The organism is Spirosoma oryzae (genome assembly GCF_003002825.1).
GTDB classification, from domain to species: domain Bacteria; phylum Bacteroidota; class Bacteroidia; order Cytophagales; family Spirosomataceae; genus Spirosoma; species Spirosoma oryzae.
Genome location: NZ_PVTE01000023.1, coordinates 58,521 through 76,656, shown reverse-complemented (window position 1 = coordinate 76,656; position 18,136 = coordinate 58,521). Strand labels below are relative to the sequence as shown.

The 18,136-nt window shown below is 53.9% G+C and carries 16 protein-coding genes; 13 read left to right on the top strand and 3 right to left on the bottom strand.

The window, feature by feature from the left end:
* The first annotated feature begins 42 nt into the window (after positions 1–42).
* Positions 43–387, top strand: a complete 345-nt coding sequence (locus CLV58_RS21745; RefSeq protein WP_106139943.1) for a hypothetical protein — start codon at positions 43–45, stop codon at positions 385–387.
* Positions 388–488: 101 nt separating this feature from the next.
* Here the strand turns inward: CLV58_RS21745 and CLV58_RS21740 are convergent, their stop codons facing one another.
* Positions 489–1,049: a hypothetical protein gene (locus tag CLV58_RS21740; protein ID WP_106139942.1), complete on the bottom strand. Its 561-nt coding sequence runs from the start codon at positions 1,047–1,049 to the stop codon at positions 489–491.
* Between the two features lie 50 nt (positions 1,050–1,099).
* Here CLV58_RS21740 and CLV58_RS21735 point away from each other — a divergent pair, with 50 nt between their 5' ends.
* The 8 genes from CLV58_RS21735 (at position 1,100) to CLV58_RS21700 (ending at position 11,849) form a co-directional block, all read left to right on the top strand.
* Positions 1,100–1,756 (top strand): NAD(P)-dependent oxidoreductase, encoded by a 657-nt coding sequence (locus tag CLV58_RS21735; protein ID WP_106139941.1) that lies wholly within the window; start codon positions 1,100–1,102, stop codon positions 1,754–1,756.
* A gap of 130 nt (positions 1,757–1,886) precedes the next feature.
* Positions 1,887–2,090 (top strand): hypothetical protein, encoded by a 204-nt coding sequence (locus tag CLV58_RS21730; RefSeq protein WP_106139940.1) that lies wholly within the window; start codon positions 1,887–1,889, stop codon positions 2,088–2,090.
* Positions 2,091–2,142: 52 nt separating this feature from the next.
* Positions 2,143–3,135 carry a phosphotransferase enzyme family protein gene (locus tag CLV58_RS21725; protein WP_170108754.1) on the top strand — a complete coding sequence of 331 codons (993 nt, stop codon included), beginning with the start codon at positions 2,143–2,145 and terminating at the stop codon, positions 3,133–3,135.
* Between the two features lie 322 nt (positions 3,136–3,457).
* Positions 3,458–6,445 carry a SusC/RagA family TonB-linked outer membrane protein gene (locus CLV58_RS21720; RefSeq protein ID WP_106139939.1) on the top strand — a complete coding sequence of 996 codons (2,988 nt, stop codon included), beginning with the start codon at positions 3,458–3,460 and terminating at the stop codon, positions 6,443–6,445.
* 17 nt (positions 6,446–6,462) lie between these two features.
* Entirely contained in the window at positions 6,463–7,980 is a 1,518-nt protein-coding gene (locus CLV58_RS21715; RefSeq protein WP_106139938.1) for a RagB/SusD family nutrient uptake outer membrane protein, read from the top strand.
* 90 nt (positions 7,981–8,070) lie between these two features.
* Positions 8,071–9,480: a glucoamylase family protein gene (locus CLV58_RS21710; protein WP_106139937.1), complete on the top strand. Its 1,410-nt coding sequence runs from the start codon at positions 8,071–8,073 to the stop codon at positions 9,478–9,480.
* Between the two features lie 208 nt (positions 9,481–9,688).
* Positions 9,689–10,552 (top strand): PE-PGRS family protein, encoded by an 864-nt coding sequence (locus CLV58_RS21705; protein WP_106139936.1) that lies wholly within the window; start codon positions 9,689–9,691, stop codon positions 10,550–10,552.
* Between the two features lie 118 nt (positions 10,553–10,670).
* The gene (locus tag CLV58_RS21700) at positions 10,671–11,849 is read left to right on the top strand and encodes a cation:proton antiporter (RefSeq protein ID WP_106139935.1); all 1,179 of its coding nucleotides are present in this window, start codon (positions 10,671–10,673) and stop codon (positions 11,847–11,849) included.
* 196 nt (positions 11,850–12,045) lie between these two features.
* On the opposite strand, the gene CLV58_RS21695 is transcribed toward CLV58_RS21700, so the two are convergent.
* Complete coding sequence (locus CLV58_RS21695; protein WP_106139934.1) at positions 12,046–12,369, bottom strand: hypothetical protein; 324 nt, start codon at positions 12,367–12,369, stop codon at positions 12,046–12,048.
* Between the two features lie 248 nt (positions 12,370–12,617).
* On the opposite strand from CLV58_RS21695, the gene nhaD reads away from it, so the two are divergent.
* The 3 genes from nhaD to CLV58_RS21680 all read left to right on the top strand — a co-directional run bounded on the left by nhaD (position 12,618) and on the right by CLV58_RS21680 (position 14,630).
* The gene (gene nhaD, locus CLV58_RS21690; protein WP_106139933.1) at positions 12,618–13,913 is read left to right on the top strand and encodes a sodium:proton antiporter NhaD; all 1,296 of its coding nucleotides are present in this window, start codon (positions 12,618–12,620) and stop codon (positions 13,911–13,913) included.
* A gap of 102 nt (positions 13,914–14,015) precedes the next feature.
* Positions 14,016–14,324 carry a nucleotidyltransferase family protein gene (locus CLV58_RS21685; RefSeq protein WP_106139932.1) on the top strand — a complete coding sequence of 103 codons (309 nt, stop codon included), beginning with the start codon at positions 14,016–14,018 and terminating at the stop codon, positions 14,322–14,324.
* 63 nt (positions 14,325–14,387) lie between these two features.
* Positions 14,388–14,630: a HepT-like ribonuclease domain-containing protein gene (locus tag CLV58_RS21680; RefSeq protein ID WP_245882413.1), complete on the top strand. Its 243-nt coding sequence runs from the start codon at positions 14,388–14,390 to the stop codon at positions 14,628–14,630.
* Positions 14,631–15,074: 444 nt separating this feature from the next.
* Here the strand turns inward: CLV58_RS21680 and CLV58_RS21670 are convergent, their stop codons facing one another.
* A complete protein-coding gene (locus CLV58_RS21670) occupies positions 15,075–16,007 on the bottom strand; it encodes an HNH endonuclease (RefSeq protein WP_106139930.1) in 933 nt (310 codons plus the stop codon).
* Positions 16,008–16,231: 224 nt separating this feature from the next.
* On the opposite strand from CLV58_RS21670, the gene CLV58_RS21665 reads away from it, so the two are divergent.
* The gene (locus CLV58_RS21665) at positions 16,232–18,085 is read left to right on the top strand and encodes a glycoside hydrolase family 2 protein (RefSeq protein ID WP_106139929.1); all 1,854 of its coding nucleotides are present in this window, start codon (positions 16,232–16,234) and stop codon (positions 18,083–18,085) included.
* Positions 18,086–18,136 lie beyond the last annotated feature (51 nt).

Below are 18,136 nucleotides of genomic sequence, written 5' to 3'. Positions count from 1 at the left end.
GGTTATCTGTAAAACAGTATCTTTACAGAAACACTATCCACCATGACGGCACTAGAATTAAAAGCGTACGAAATATTCAAGAGTAAGCTTGGTGAAGCTGATGCGGGGACCGTATTGCAATTCATCGATGAGAAAGCACAGGAAAAAGTGTTGGCACAGAAAGACAGCTTTGCCTCCAAAGACGATTTCCGGAAGCTGGAACATGATGATTCTCGCGTAGAACAAACCGTAAAAACGGAAACCGTACGGTTGGAGTCATTGATCAAAACGGAATTTTCCCGTTTAGAGATAAGCGTTGAGCGAGGTTTCAAGGAACAGCTCAAATGGCTGATCGTTCTATTGTTCGGCTTCGCGTCGCTCATTATCACAGTGATCAAGTTGCTGTAAATAGAGATTAATAAATTGTAAGCAATCAATTAACCCAGCGGAGCTAATCGTCTGGGTTTCTTTATGCGATAGCCTATGCCCGTACCAGAATCTTACGTTAATTATAGAGGATTGTAAACGCTACTGCTGAAAATATTATCAGGATCATAGCCGAAACGTTCGTAGGCTTCTGCTCGTAAGAGCCAGGCAAAATACCCAAACTCGTCAGCAAGCGCATCCGCTATTGGGTGAATAGCAACCAAGCCCGCAGAATGAGTGAAATGATCGCCGGACTTGACGGCATGTAATGTTACTTTGTTACTTGTCCATGGAAATTGCCCATCGTAAATATGGCGAACATGCCAGTGTATACTTGCCTTCTTTTGACGTTTCGGATAAACATCGCTAGACAGTTGATACGCAATTGCAGCGGGATCATTTGTCCATTTTCTGCTCTTAATATTTCTTTCCTGCATCTTGGTTAGATGCTCATCATAAATTGTGGAGGGGTAAGATTCCGTTGCTTTCATGCGATGAATAGCAGGAAAATACAAATTCTGTACGCTGGGCCATTTAACAAACTTGTCCCAGTTACGTGTAACATGCCTGATGACAAACATATATTCCTCGTCAATATCAGCTGCCATGTCGGCTATGATATTGGCTATGTATGGTGAAATCATAGTTGATAATTTATTAGTGGAAAACTGATTATAGCGAAAATACTATACCGATGCACATACTGATTCTGGGCGCTACTGGTCGGACGGGGGAACGATTGCTGCACGAAGCATTGGCGGATGGGTATCGGGTAACGATACTGGTGCGCGACCGGCGGAAAATCGGTATTTCGTCGGGGAAACTGACCGTTGTCGAAAGCCCAACCCTTGACGCTGATTCGCTGGGAATGGCTGTAGCAGGCTGTGATGCCGTGATCAGCACACTCAATATTTCGCGTACGTCCGATTTCCCCTGGTCACCCTTGCGAACCCCGCCCACTTTTTTGTCTGATCTGCTGACGCGCTTGCTCCCGATCTGCGAAGCGCAGCACGTACGGCGATTGATCGTGGTAACAGCCTGGGGCGCAAACGAAACGCGACAGGACATACCGTTCTGGTTTCGCTGGCTGATCGATTACAGCAACATCGGCGTCGCCTACCGCGACCACGAACGGCAGGAACAGCTACTTACCCAAAGTCCGCTCGACTGGACTATCGTACGCCCTGTCGGGCTAACGAATGGTCATGACCAGAAGCAGATCATCGAGACAATCGACAACCAGCCGAAGCCAAACCTGACGATAAGCCGGACCAGCGTCGGGCGGTTCCTGTTGAACGTAGTGGCGGCAGAACGGTATATCCGTCAGGCTGTTACCATTTCGGAGCAGTAGGTAGTGGCCGAACTCCCATACTGAATTCAGCGCGTTTAAAACGGCGTTTATCCGCTTATGTAGTTGCGGCTTACGGTGTCCCAACATCGTGCTGATTTGTCCTGTTATACACCCAAAAACGGACTATACTATGCAAGGGCAAGGTTCAGGCGGAAACGTGTTAGCGGCTTTGTGCAGCTTCTTTATCCCAGGTTTAGGGCAGTTATTGCAGGGGCGGCTGCTGATCGCCATTGTGCAGTTCGTACTGGCAGCCGTATTGTGGTTTATCTTCATGGGCTGGATCATTCATCTGTGGTCGATTATCGACGCGGCCCGGTTCAATCCAAACCGCTGACAAAGACAGGGGGAATTGTATCTTTGCGGTTCGCCAAACGCCCCCCCGTACTGTGCCTGTCTCCATTCCCGCGTCGTCGTCGATCCTGTCGTCGGATCATCTGCTACCGTTTCTTCGGCAGACGTACCGGCTGGGTGAATCCGCTACCTGTCGGCTGATCAAGGCGGGGGTTAATCATACCTACCAGATCACCGACGGCGAACATCGGTTCGTCTTCCGCGTGTATAGCCTGAACTGGCGAACGCGTACCGACGTCGAGGAAGAGATTCGGTTGCTGAATCACCTCAAAAACGGAGGTATCCCCGTGTCGTATGCGTTACCCGATACCTCGGGGCAGTACATCCAGGAAATCGACGCCCCGGAGGGAATGCGGTATGGCGTGCTGTTTTCACAGGCAGAGGGGCAAAAGCTGCTTACGTTCTCCGGTGACATCCACGAACAGCTGGGGCGGACAATGGCCCGGCTCCATCAACTGACAAACGACTTCCCGCTGGACCGCGTCGCCTACACAACCACGTACCTGCTGGACGATTCATTGCCCCAGATCGCTCCCTTTTTGCCGATCGATTCGCCGGAAATGCAATTTTTACGGGACGCCCGTAACTGGCTGACGACGGAGTTGAACCGCGCCGATCGAACACAAATCCGAATGGGAGCGGTGCATCTGGACATCTGGTTCGATAACCTGAACATCGACGCGTCGGGTGAGGCTACGCTGTTCGATTTTGACTTCTGTGGCAATGGTCCGCTCGCACTCGACATTGGCTATTATTTGATGCAGCTACACAGTACGGAAACGGATGCGGCTGCGTTTCACGCCAAGCGAGCGCGATTCCTCGACGGCTACGAATCCGTGCAGCCGATCACCGATGAGGAAAAACGCATGCTCCCGATGCTGGGCGTCGCGATCTACTATTTTTACCTGGGGGTGCAGTGCGCGCGTTTCGACAACTGGTCGAACGTGTTTCTGAACGAGATACACATACAGCGACTGATTAACCTGCGCATCAAACGCTGGTACGATTTCAATGGGCTAGGCAGATAGTCACGGCTTGCTAACTGCCTTGCCACAATTCATTAATGCTTTTTTAAGAATAGTTCGATGGCTGGCCAACACTATGGCTGGTTACGGAGTTGTATTGTATGGAAATTGCACTTGTTGTATAAAAATTATAATTAAATAGATTTTTTCAGTAATGGGAACCGGTCGAAAATCGATCGCATAGCCTATTGACCAGCAAGCGCTTACTGCCGACAGTGAGCCACGCAATTCGCATTAACGTGCTTCGCTGGACTGAAGTCAGGGTGCGTATTTTGGGCTTGCGGCAAATTATATTTGGTGTTAAAAATAAATTAATTACTCACTTATGAAAAAACTAGGCTACGTTTTTATGCTGGTATGGCTGGCTACGCTTGGTACAACGTACGCTCAAAATCAGTCTGTTACGGGGAAGGTTGTCAGTAAGAATGACCAGCAGGGGCTACCCGGCGTCAGCGTCGTCGTAAAAGGGACGACTACCGGTAGTACGACCGATGCCAATGGGGCCTACCAAATTAGTGTGCCGAGTGGGGCCGTACTTCAGTTTAGCATGATCGGTATGACCAGTCAGGAGATACCGGTTGGCAATCAGTCCACGATCAACGTCGAACTGACCGATGATACCAAGGCACTCGAAGAAGTCGTTGTGGTTGGCTACGGTACGCAGCGTCGACGCGATCTGACCGGGGCCGTCGCGCAGGTCAAGGGCGAAGAAATCGTCAAATACCCCGTTCAGACACCGACACAGGGACTACAGAGTAAACTGGCCGGGGTGCAGATCATTGCATCAGGGCGGCCCAACGAGCAGCCGCAGGTCCGGGTGCGGGGTGTTGGCTCGGCGCTGGCCGGGGTAAGTCCGCTCTACGTGGTCGACGGGGTACTGACAGACGATATTCGGAATATCAGCAATAATGACATTCTGAGTATCGAAGTACTGAAAGACGCGTCGGCGGCTATCTACGGTGTGCGGGCGGCCAACGGTGTCGTGATCGTGACCACCAAGCGGGGAAAGAAAGGCCCCGTGCAGGTGCAGTACGACGCCAACGTTAGTCTGCGTCAGCCCGCCAAGCTTGTGCAGATGGCAAACCGCGATCAGTACATCAGCTACCTGGCCGACGCAGCCCCGAACAAAAACGTCAACGACACCCCGCTGACCTACGGTGGTACAACAAACTGGTACGATGAAGCTCTGCGCTCGGCCCCGCAGTCGAACCAGAACCTGTCGGTGTCGGGTGGTGGCGAAAACAACACGTTCTTCTTTAGTGTGGGTTATTTCACCGACCAGGGTATTGTCAAAACTAACGATTTCAAACGGCTGACTATTCGGGCTAACAACGAAATCAATATCAGTAAAAAGCTGACGTTCAGTAACCAGCTTTCGTTCTCGCGGGGTAACGAACGGGCGGTCGATCTCGGCGGGGTGTATCCTAGCCTGTACCGGGCGGCTCCCATCGTACCGGCCGTCGTGGATGGAAAATACGGCAACCTGTCGGCGTTTGGTAACGTGGGAAATCCATTGCTGAGTCTTGACGCCCGCAATCAGCAGGTGCTCAACAACCGGTTACAGGGCAATCTGTCGCTGGATTACCGACCCGTCGAGTGGTTGAAACTGCATTCGGCGTTCAATACCGATTTGATTTTCAACCGCGACCAGACCTACCTGCGGGCGTTTCAGAACGATGCCAACACGTTTATCACGGCGGGCGGGAATCAGCGGCAGCAGAACAGTCAGCTTAGTTTGACCAGTGGCCAGTCGATCCGGTACATCATCGACAATACGGCGACCGTCGACCGGACATTTGGCGAAAACAGCTTTACCTTCCTGCTCGGGTCGGTTACGGAGCGATTCTCATCGAATTTTATCTCGGGGGCGCGCATTAACGTGCCTAACGACCCGAGCCTGTGGTACCTCGGCCTGGGCGATCCGAATCAGCAGCTATCGAACAACTCCGGGGGTGATCTGCAAACCCGGCAGTCGTTCGTGACGCGGGGTACGCTTAGCCTGAAAAATAGGTACCTGTTCAACGCGTCGTTGCGGGCCGACGGTAGTTCCAAGTTTCAGGAGCGGTGGGGCTACTTCCCCACAGCCGGCGTAGGCTGGGTCATTTCGGACGAAGCGTTCATGAAGAATCAGTCGCTGTTCAATTTCCTGAAATTTCGGGGAAGCTGGGGGATTCTGGGCAATGACGCTATTGAAAGCAACGCGTACATCCTGACGGCGGGGGTTAACATTCCGTACTTCTACAACAACGGCTTGGTATTAGGAACGGCCATTCAGGATATTAAGAATCAGCAGCTTAAGTGGGAGCGAACCCAGCAGGTTGATCTGGGGCTGGAATTCGCCTTTCTCAATAACCGGCTGACCGGCGAAATCGACTATTACAACAAAACCACCCGCGACGCGCTGGCCTTTCAGATCATCCCGGCCATTTTCGGCGATCCCGACAATCAGTACCTGACGAACATTGCGTCGTTTCGGAACCGTGGGTTTGAGTTCGTGCTGAACTGGAAAGAAACGACGAACAGTGGGCTGGGCTACAGCATCGGCGGTAACCTGACGCTCAATAAGAATCAGCTCGTCGGGCTGAATGGCGGACAGGCGCTGCTGGCTGGTGGCGTGGGGCAGCAGGGCTTTACCACCCGTACCGACAACGGGCAGCCGGTGGGGAGCTTCTACCTGCTGAAAGCCATCGGGATTTACCAGAATCAGGGTGAAATCGATGGGTCGCCCGTTTACGGTAACCGCGCCAGTGTGCAGCCCGGCGACCTGAAATACGAAGACGTCAACGGCGACGGTGTCATCAATTCTGACGACCGGGTTTATGCCGGTTCCTACCAGCCCAAGCTGTACTACGGCATCAACCTGGCCTTGAATTTCAAGGGATTCGACCTGGCAGCCGACGTATACGGCAACGCGGGAAATCAGGTGTATAACGGGAAGAAAGCGTTCCGCTACGAGAACACCGACAATGTCGAAGCCGCGTACGTCAGCAATCGCTGGACGCCCACCAATGCGTCTACGACCGACCCGCGCCTGATTACGTCGGCGACGCCCGCATCGACATATTTCCTTGAATCCGGGTCGTTTGTGCGGCTCAACAACCTGACGATCGGCTACACGATTCCGACCGGCCTGCGCGACCGCGCCAAGCTGCGTACGGCCCGCGTCTACATCACCTCGCAGAATTTATTCACGGCCCAGAAATTCAGCGGCTTCAGCCCCGAACTACCGGGCGGTCCGCTCGATTCCGGCATTGAACTCAGTTCCTATCCTGTTACCCGCACGTTTGCCGTTGGCCTGAACGTGGGCTTCTAACAACCGACTTTACGACCATGATTTCCATACGACAAATCACCCGGCTTTCGCTGCTAACACTGGTGCTGGGCACCGCACTGACGGCCTGTAACGATTTCCTGACGACACCCCCGCAGGGACAAATCGGTGTCGCGGCTGTGCAGAGCGATGCCGCAGCCGCCCAAAACCTGGTCACGGGCATTTACAACACCATGTGGGACGGCAGCATGCACGGCTTCGACTACGTGGGTATGACCAATATCGCGTCCGACGATGCCGACAAGGGGAGTTCGGCCGCCGATGGGGCCAACTCCTTCGGTACGTTCGACAACCTGAACCCGACGGCTGGAGTGGGCAACATCAATAACCTATGGGCCAGTCATTACCGGGCCATCGCCCGTGCCAATCAGGCGCTTGCGCTGATCCCGCAAAGTGCTGCCGATCAGACTACCCGCAATCAACTGGAGGGGGAAGGGCGGTTTCTGCGGGCGTATTTTTATTTTAACCTGGTTCGGTTTTTCGGTGGGGTGCCGCTCATCGAAAGCATTCCGCCGGTCGAGGATATCAACAACGTGGCCCTCCAGGCGCGGGCTACGAAAGAAGCCGTTTATAGTCGCATTATCGCTGACCTCCGGTTTGCGGCTACTAACCTGCCCGTAAAAGCGCAAACGGCCACCGGTAAAGCGACAAAAGCCGCTGCCATGGCAATGCTGGCGAAGGTGTACCTCTACCAGAAAAACTGGCAGCAGGCGTATAACCTGACCGATTCGATCATCAAAAATCAGGTGGGAACGTACAGCTTGCTACCTACCTACGCCAACATCTGGCGGGAGGTTGGCGCCAACAGCAGCGAGTCCATTTTCGAAGTGCAGACGGGTATCAACCTATCCTGTGATGCCGCTATTTCGCTCTACGTTGTCTGTCAGGGCCCCCGCGCCGGCGGTAAGCGGGGCTGGGCCGATCTGGGGTTTGGTTTCGGCACGCCCTCGCAAAGTTTGGTCAACGAATACGAAGCGAACGATCTGCGCCGGGCCGCTACCATTATCTTCATCAATCCCTCGCCCCAGGGAACCGTGCTTTGGGATGGGTACCGGGTGCCCAGTCGCGATTCGGTAGAAAATGAGCGCTACAATTACAAAGCATACCACAGTCGTACGGCCGAGCGCAACTGCGGCAACAACGATCAGTTGCCCAAAAATCTGCGCATCATGCGACTGGGCGAAGTGCTGCTGATTCATGCCGAAGCGGCCTTCGCACTGGGTAACGTGGCCGATGCCCTGACCGACATCAACCGGCTGCGTAATCGGGCGGGCCTGGCCGCGCAGACGACCCTCGACCGGGAAAAAATCTGGCACGAGCGTCGCGTAGAGCTGGCGATGGAGCACGACCGTTTCTTCGACCTCGTTCGGCAGGAAGATGTACAGTCAGGCCGGGCGGTGCAGGCCTTTGCCGCCCACGGGAAAACGTTCGTGAAAGGAAAAAACGAACTCTTCCCCATCCCACAAACCCAGATTCAACTCAGCGGAGGTGCCCTGACGCAAAATCCGGGGTATTGATTTGTTGACCAAAGAAGAAAGATGTAAGACGAAAGACATCTGAATGACTAGGTCTTTTGTCTCACATCTTTCTTCTTTTCTCCCAACACCATGAAACAACGCCTAGCCATAATGCTGCTGTGCGCCAGTCTGACGATTGGCCACGGCCAGACCCGAAAACAGGTTGTCACGCCATCGCGTACCACCTTTACACTATCGGCGTCGGACCAGACTTTTCTCGACAGCCTGCAACGCGACACGTTCCGGTATTTCTGGGAAACGACGAACCCCGTCAACGGACTGGTGCCCGACCGGGCACCGTCGAACTCGTTTGCCAGTATTGCCGCTGTGGGCTTCGGGCTGACCTCGTATCTGGTGGGTGTCGAGCGGGGTTACGTCACACGCGCGCAGGCGGCCGAACGAACGCTGAACACGCTCCGCTTCTTCGCCAATGCACCACAGTCCGACAAGGCGACGGGCGTGGCGGGGTACAAAGGTTTTTTCTATCATTTCCTGGATATGAAAACCGGCGAACGCTTCAAAACAGTCGAACTGTCGACGATTGACACGGCGCTCCTGCTGGGCGGTATTCTGAGTGCACAAAGCTATTTCGACCAGAATAACGCGACCGAAACGGAGATTCGTCAACTGGCCGATCAGATCTACGGGCGGGTCGACTGGACATGGATTCAAGCTAGACGGCCCTTTGTGTCGATGGGCTGGCACCCGGAGTCGGGCTTTATCAAGAGCAACTGGACGGGCTACAACGAAGCGATGCTGCTGTATGTGCTGGCGCTGGGGTCGCCCACGCATGCCGTCGGTACCGATGTGTGGCCCGCCTGGACGAAGTCGTACCCATGGGATACGTTTTACGGGCAGACACACGTGAACTTCGACCCGCTATTTGGGCACCAGTATTCGCACGTCTGGATCGATTTCCGGGGAATCAAGGATGAGTACATGCGCGGCAAGGGTATCGATTACGTCGAAAATTCGCGTCGGGCTACCTACGCGAACCGGGCGTATTGTATGGCCAACCCTGCGAAGTGGCAGGACTATGGTCCAATGATCTGGGGTCTGACTGCCTGCGATGGCCCTAGCGATACGCTGGCTAGCGGACGTCAATTTTTCTCATATCGTGCTCGTGGTGCTGCCAGTACGCAGATTGTCGACGACGGTACGATTGCGCCGACGGCAGCTGGTGGATCGATGGCGTTTGCGCCAGAAATCTGTGTGCCTGCCCTTCGGGCCATGAAAACGAAGTACGGCTCGAAACTCTATGGCGAATATGGCTTCCGCGACGCCTTCAACCCGACGTACCGTTATCCGGCCCGCGTCGCCAACGGGCCAACTACTACTGGCTGGTTCGATGTCGATTACCTTGGTATCGATCAGGGGCCGATTTTGCTCATGGCTGAAAACCTGCGCTCAGGCTTCGTCTGGAAACTGATGCAGAAGAATCCGCACATCCGGCGGGGGCTGACCAAAGCGGGTTTCACCGGCGGGTGGCTGACCCAATAGACCGATGCGTTAATCAAAATCGCCCGTCAACTGGTTTTATATCAGTCGACGGGCGATTTGCGTTTACAAGCTGATAGGCCAATACCGACTGGTACGGCCTGTGCAAGTCAGTCGATCCGGCGCGGTTTCAACGTGCGTACGGTAGATTAGCGTAAGTTTACGCCCCCGATTTTGTTACTTTGACGATCGAATACAATCAACTCCATTCATGCGCTTTCTTTTTTTCGGACTTGTCTTATCGACACTGGTAGCCTGCAAACTCGACATTCCAAGTGTCGATCTGGCTCAGTTTGCCGATCCAACCGCAGTACCCATTACGCCCGGTGTTATCGACGAAGCATCCGGAATCGCCGACAGTCGCAGCATGCCCGGTAACCTGTGGGTAGAGCAGGACGGTGGTAATCCGGCCAACATGACGTTGCTAGGCTACGATGGAACGATCAAAGGGACTGTAGCGATCAACGCACCCAACCGCGACTGGGAAGAGATGGCCATGGGACCCGGTCCTACAGCGGGTGTTAATTACATCTACATGGGCGATATTGGCGACAACAACGGCAATACACCATATCTACAGATCTATCGTTTTCCCGAACCGACGGCTGTCAACACAACGGTTACGCAGTTCGAGCGCATCAACTTCCGCTATCCCGACGGGCCGCGCGATGCCGAAGCCATGTTTGTCGATCCGGCCACGAAAGATATTTACATCATCTCCAAGCGGGAGCCGAACGTACACCTGTACCGGTTACCTTATCCACAGAATATCAACGAAGTAACGGTAGCGGAACTGCTCGGTACGATGAACATGACCTTCGTAACGGGAGCCGCCATCTCGCCCGACGGCAGTGAACTGCTAGTACGAACGTACACAGAAATGCGTTACTGGAAGCGGGACAGCGGGCAGTCGATTGCTGATGCGCTACAACGCGGTAACAGCCGTACGTTACCGTACCGGGTTGAACCCCAGGGCGAAGCCGTTTGCTTCAACCGCGATGCATCAGGCTATTTTACGCTCAGCGAACGCGCCAATGCCTCGTCGGTGAACCTGTATTACTACGCCCGGAAATAAAGAATTGGTTTTCGGCGTACGGTTTACCGTGGCCATTGTGGCACGATCCGTCGGTAAAAACAATGCTGGCTGATTTTTAGTATACCACAAAACCGCAAACCGAGCACCGTAACCGTACATGGATTCCTCTACACTCATTATTGTATTGAGTTTGTCGGTACTGATCTCGTACGGTTTCGACCTGTTTAGTAGCCGTTTCCAGATCCCGTCTGTGCTGTTGCTATTGCTCCTGGGTGTACTGGCCCGGCAGGTGACGACTTACATTGGCGTAACGGTACCGTATGTCGACACGATTTTACCAACACTGGGCACGCTGGGGCTGATCCTGATCGTACTGGAGGGGGCGCTCGATCTGGAACTGGAATCCGACAAACTGGAGATTGTGCGCAGAACCCTGCTGGCGTCGCTGCTATCGGTGGCGGGCGCGACGGTGTTGATCGCGGGTATGTTCTACCTGCTGCTCAACGATTCGTTTTTCCATTGCCTGATTACCGCTCTGCCGTTTTCGATTCTGAGCAGTTCGGTGGTCGTGTCGACAACGATGAACCTGACCGGGAATCAGCGGGAATTCATGGTCTATGAATCGGCGTTTGCGGCTACGCTGGGCGTTTTGGCGTATAACTTTCTGCTATTGAGTCAGGAATCGGTGCTGGGGGCTGTCTGGTCGTTTCTGCGCGATACGCTGATTATGGCGTTGCTGTCGCTGATCTGTTGCTTTCTGCTGCTGTATCTGATCGGGCGGATCAACCACCGGATCAAGTTCTTGCCCATCATTTCGGTCCTCTTTCTGGTCTACGCCATTGCCGAAATGAATCAACTGTCGTCGCTGTTGCTGATTCTGGTCTTCGGGCTGTTTCTGAACAATACCGAGTTATTCATCCGGGGGCGGCTCAGCCTGATTCTAAAAAACGACCTGTTCGAAAAAGAGCTCGATCAGCTGAAGAGTCTGGCGGCTGAAGGGTCGTTCGTCGTCCGTACGTTCTTCTTTCTGATTTTCGGCTATGCCGCCATACCCGCCCAGCTGATCGACATCGACGCAACGATTGTTAGCGTGCTGATTATGCTGGTCGTCATTGGCTGGCGGTGGGTAACCCTCCGACTGACCTACCGGGGCTTTTCGAATCCGATGCTCTGGATTGCCCCGCGCGGCCTGATTACCATTCTGCTTTATCTCAACATTCCCCCCAGTCTGCGACTGCTCGGTTTCCGCGAAGGTATCCCCATGCTGGTCATCGTGCTCTCCTCCCTGATTATGACCGTTGGGTTGCTGGGGTACAAGGGGAAGGGTAGTTCGTAATTTGTGATTTGTCGTTAGCTGGCGCGCGTGTAGCCTGGACCTCCAGGTCCGGGTGGGCGCGAAGCGGCCAACAAAGCTGCCGCCTGCAATAGTTGCCCTTACGGGCACCCGGACCTGGAGCCGCGCCGGTGGCCACCGTGGCGCGGGCTGGTCCAGGCTACACAATGTCCACGCTACTCGCTCGCGCCAGCTAACCTTAAACGTAAGACAAAAACGTCCACCAGCGCCGGGTGCGGAGGTAGGTGAGGTTCGTTTCGTTGGCGAAGGCTTCGCGTTCGAAGCTAATGTTCCGGTAGGCTTCGTAATGATCGCGGTATTGAATCCGGCGGATCAGGTATTCGGTCAGGTACCACAAATAGAAGGGGAGTACACCCAGTTCGGCCTGTTGGCGCAGGTGAATCCGCTCGTGGTTGACCAGAATCGGGCCGGGATTGGGCTGGCGCACTAGAATAAACGGAAACAACGCCATGCCATCGGGGCCAAGTCGGGAAATACGAACGATGAATCGGGAGCGGGCCATTGGGTTTTAGGTTTACCGTCTAAAGTTTACCGTTAGAGGCTCTTCACAAAAAAACGATCAAGTCGAAATTCATCCCGTATCAGTAGTAAACGGGGCTGTTGTTCATCGTTACCGGGTTGAAACCCGGTGCCAGTAGAATCGGCTGGTTCGGGTAGTCCATCATTGCGCCGGGTTTCAACCCGGCGTCGCTTTACGCTGATAAACCACAAACAACGAACTACAGACTACCTGTTCCCGGTTCGTTGTATATGACCCTTGCTCTTCTACTTGCTTTTGGAATCGGTTATGTACTGATCGCGCTGGAACATACCGTCAACCTGAACAAGACGGCTACCGCACTTATCACCGGTGTCGTCTGCTGGACAATCTACGCGTTGATGGCTCCGCAGATCGATCCCGTCGTCGATCACCTGCGCCATCACCTGTCCGACATCGCCGAGATTCTGTTCTTTCTGCTGGCGGCTATGACTGTCGTTGAACTGATCGACGCCCACGACGGCTTCGCACTCATCACCGACCGGATTGCCAGCCGGAATACGCGGACGCTGCTCTGGATTATCAGCCTGCTGGCATTCTTCCTGTCGGCCCTGCTCGACAACCTGACCACATCAATCGTTATGGTATCGGTGCTGCGCAAACTGGTCAGTAACCCCGAACAACGACTGACAATGGCCGGCATGGTAATCGTTGCGTCTAATGCCGGCGGGGCCTGGTCGCCCATCGGCGATGTGACTACGACTATGCTCTGGATTGGCGGGCAGATCAGTGCATCGTCTGTTATCCAAACCCTGTTTTTACCCAGTCTGGCTACCCTGCTCGTGCCGCTGACGATACTGACCTATCAGTACAAGGCCAGTGAACAATCCGTCCGGACGGGAGTAAATCGGGGGGTTAGTCGCCCATACGTTACGCCGATTGCCCGGCGCGACCGCCGTATGATGCTGGCCATCGGCCTGGGTGGTATGCTGTACGTTCCGATTTTCAAGACGGTTACCCACCTGCCGCCATACATGGGAATGTTGCTCGTGCTCGGCGCGATCTGGGTGGCGTCGGAAGTGATTCATAAGGATAAAGACGAAGCCGAGCGCCGGACGCTGACAGCCGCCCATGCCCTTAGCCGGATCGACTCGCCGAGTATCCTGTTCTTTCTGGGTATCCTGCTGGCCGTGGGGTCGCTTGAATCGACGGGTGTCCTGCATAGCCTGGCCGGTTCACTGGATCAGGCGATAGGCAACACTAACCTGATCGTGCTCCTGATCGGGGTTGTCTCGGCCATTGTCGACAATGTACCGATCGTTGCGGCTGCGATGGGCATGTACGACCTGACGACCTACCCGATTGATAGCCCACTCTGGTCGTTTCTGGCGTACTGTGCCGGTACGGGCGGGAGCTTACTCGTTATTGGGTCGGCGGCCGGTGTCGCCGTTATGGGCCTGGAAAACATAACGTTCGGCTGGTACCTGCGTCGCATCAGCTGGCTTGCCCTCCTCGGCTACCTCGCCGGCGCGGGTGTATACCTGGCGCAGCGTACGTTGCTGGGATAATTTAGTTTAGACCACAGTACTGGTATAAAAGAGCCGCCGGTACGCTACGAAAAGTATGGGTATTGTCTAGCTTTTGATATACTTACGGAAAATCCGAGCCGCATGCTCAACTCATTTTTATCAGACAGATTACCTGCGGTTACCCGAATTCTGCGTGAAAACGGCGTGACGCGAGCATACGCGTTTGGCTCAGTTTGTACAGAACGCTTTAGCGAAGCAAGCGACGTCGATTTATTGATTGCCTTTGATAAATCGCTGGACCCGGTGCAGTACGGGGAAAATTATTTTGCGATTGCCGATGCTTTGGAAGCAGTATTACAACGCCCGGTCGATTTGGTTACTGAACGGTCGTTGCATAACCCTCATTTCGTTGCTGCAGTAGAGCGTACCAAAACGCCAATTTATGAGTGAAGAAGTGCACAAATGGCTGGTTGACATACGCGAAGCGGTTAACAACATCGACGTGGCTTTGCGGTGTATCAGACGAATATTACCATCCGGCGGGCTGTCGAGCGGGAGCTTGAAATCATTGGAGAGGCCATGAGCCGAATTTTGAAGAATGATAATACTGTTTCAATTACCAATGCCCGGTGCATTGTTGATCTGCGTAATCGGGTAATCCACGCATACGATGCGGTTGATGATGTCCTTGTCTGGAGCGTAGTCATCAAAAATCTGCCCGTATTAAAGACGGAAATAGATCAATTGATCTATTAGCAGCGTATTTGCCAAACCAAGGGTCCAGTCGGTGTGATCGAACTATTTTTTTAACCAGTTCATTCATAAACAAATACCTTCACGACGGGCGTTCTGGTAAACCGGCATTGGTGAACTTCTGTATCACTAACCTGAAACTGGCAAGGTAGAGACCGCCTTGCTGTGGGGAAGAATAGCCTTTAGCGTAAGATCGCTTAGGATAAACACATCGGTAATCGTATAGATTTCGTTGTCGTTGAGTACGACAGACAAGCAGATCGATAGCTGATTCATCTCGGATTCGCCATCGTAATCGCCCCGCGCATACGAGCCATACAGCACAACATCCTGTAACCGTTCGCCATACAGCTTGTCCAGTGTCGACTTGAAATCATTGACGATCGGGGCAATAGCCGGATTTGCCTACACGTGCGTAGCGAAAAATAGAAATATGATGTTGGATAGCTAAGGGCGAAAAATAGTGGTGTTGTGATAGTCCAGATAAAGCGATGAAGGTTTATCTCTTTCTAGCAATGACAGCACGGATAAAGGCTTACCATGATACTGGTAGTACTCTTTTCCGTTACTAAATTCTTCCCTGATGCGACTACTTACTCCAATTCTGTAGTCAGTAGTTACGGTGATATAACCGTCGTCGAACAGCTTGTGCATGTCGGAACGTAACAGCAGCCCGTTTGACGTCTGATTAGGCCCTGCTTCCGCAAAAGGTTTGATGTGAGCGGCTTCCAGTACGGGCAATGTCTTTTCGCCAGTGATAGCACAACGCTTCGTATAGACATCAATGACTGAGAGTCGGAAGGCTCCCTGACCAATTCGTACCTTTTGTAGAACTGAGTTACCATATTGGGGTGAAGGCTCGTCAACGCTTAACATGTTTTGTCCTGCTGGCAGCGTTTTCCGGTAACAAATCAGTCTATCCTGAACCTGCTGCCATAAAGCTGATCCAATTGCCGTGTCAGTGCTGTAGCGTTTCCCCTGAACGATGCTTGTACGCCAGTCGACCGGAACAGGTATCCAGTCTTCGCGTCGGAAAAACACCGGATCGGTCAAGGCAATGCAGCCGATGGTTGGGTTACGCTCTTTATCGCCCCGATACTTTTGAATAGTTGTTCTGAAGTGGTCAAGGTCAGATACGCCATTTCGCACACCAAAAGCGTCCCAAGCGAGTGACAAGGGCAACTGAGTTTGTGCTCTGAAGAAACCTAGGCCGCCAACACCGTTATAGGGCTTTTTCAATTTGAACAGAAATACACCATTTAGTGACAGCACTCTGAATGCACTCTTTCCGCCGGGTTGCCAGAAGTTAACATCCTCCGGATTGATCGCACTCAGGTAATCAAACCAGCTGCAATTCGTAACGCCTAGATACAGATTCATCAGTGGTTAAAAGGAGGCAGATGATCATTGCAAGACTATCATAGACCAGGTAGCGCTATAGTCTAATTGACGCATAATTTAACAATATTTAAAAGGGTTGTTATGCCTTAAATAAGAAAAAACAGGACAAAAGTGACGGTTAGTACGTTATACAGGTAGACTATTGCAGTGGTTTGGCGGCATTATTGCCAAGGCTACTGCGATCATTTACCTGAACCACCGTCATGGAAGTTAAACAAACCAACACGAGTTTATCGTCGAGCCGACCCGATACCGGCGGCTATGCTGAACCAATCAATCAACTCCCCCGTGCCGTACTGAGACCTAACAATTACCTGCTGCTCGACGGCGACTGGCAATTCTCGCTCGATCCCGATGACCGGGGCCTGCAGGACCAGTGGTACAACCAACATACGTTCGACGGCGTCGTGCAGTGGCCTGGCTCCATTGAGGCCCACATGGCGCAGGCACGGGGTACCCAGTCGCCCGAAGGCTGGCACGACAAAGTAGTCGCCTGGTACGAGCGGACGTTTACGTTGCCGGACCGCAGCGTGTCTGTCGCTCAGTCGATTATCCAGCTTACGTTTGGGGCCTGTGGTTACGAAACCCGCGTCTGGCTCAACGGGCAGCTACTCAGCACGATCGAAGACGAGGCCGTCCACTTCGGCGAATACACGTCGTTTTCGTACGAACTGCCCGACGAGTTATTGGAAGCCGAAAACCGGCTGACGGTACGCATCGCCGACACGATGGATGCCGCTATTCCGCGCGGGAAACAGGAGTCGCACGTCTACAAGCGGGGCGGTATCTGGTACCAGACTTACACCGGCGCGGTGCGGAGCGTGTGGCTCGAAAGTGTTGAACGAAACCGGCTCCGGTCGCGGGTCGGGGTGGCGAGCTCCGTCGAAGACCGGCTCGTTCGCTTTACGCTGACAACCCGCGTACACGACGCCGGCAATTACACGATCCGGCTGACGGTTGTCGCGCCCAAAACGGGAGAGGTGATGGCAACGTCGGACTATCCGCTGCACCTGAACGTCGGGCAAAAACGGCAGCGGGTCACGCTCGATATTCCCGACGCGCAGCTATGGTCGCCCGAAACGCCGGTGCGCTACAAGCTGATTGCGCAACTCATCGACCCGGCGGGCTACGCGGCTCAGATTGAAACCCACTTTGGTCTGCGGAAGATCGAGTCGCGGGGGCGGCATATCTACCTGAACAACGAGTCGATTTACCTGGACGGGATTCTGTATCAGCCCGGCACGGCTACGTTCGAGGAGATGCAACTGCACATGCGGGCGATGAAAGAACTGGGCTGTAACCTCGTGCGGGTGCATATCGCCGGGGTCGATCCACGGATCTACAACCTGGCCGACCAACTGGGGCTGTTGCTGTGGGTGGAAGTACCGAGTCCGCACGTGTCGAATACGTTGAGTCGGCAGAACCACAAGGCGGAGCTGCTCAGGATGCTGGCGCTGATCGGCTCGCACCCGTCGGTCATCATCTGGAGTCTGTACAATGAAGACTGGGGGGCCGAGGACATTGCCGTGAGCGAAGAAACCCGGCAGTACATCACCGACATGTACCATTTCATGCAACTGTCGTACCCGCAGTTTCTGGTAGTCGACAACGACGGCTGGCGGCATATTTCGGTCGAAGGACGCCTGAAGTCGGACCTGCTAACGGCTCACCTATATACGCCTGACCTGAACCGCTGGCGCGATCTACTGAGCCGGCTGGAAGCGGGCCAACTGGAAGGGGTTGCTGCGTTCCCGCTGGTGGTCGGCGACCCGTTCTTCTACCGGAAGCAGGTGCCGCTTATCGTTAGTGAGTGGGGTGGCTTTGGTTTCGCTGATTACGGTGGTCCCAACGACTCGGAAGACCGGGCCGAGCGGATTCTGCAATTCAAACAGGAGTTGCGTCGGCACTGCCTGGCCGGCGACATCTACACGCAGGCAACCAATATCGAGGATGAGCGCAATGGCCTGATCGACCCGCACACGGGGGAGTTAAGCGTACCGGCCGGCTTGCTTAACTCGCGTAATCCGCAGCCTGCTGAACTCAGTCAGCCTGTTTAAGCGGTTGGGGATACCTACCCAAAGCCGCCGGAACCAGTTGAGTGGTTCCGG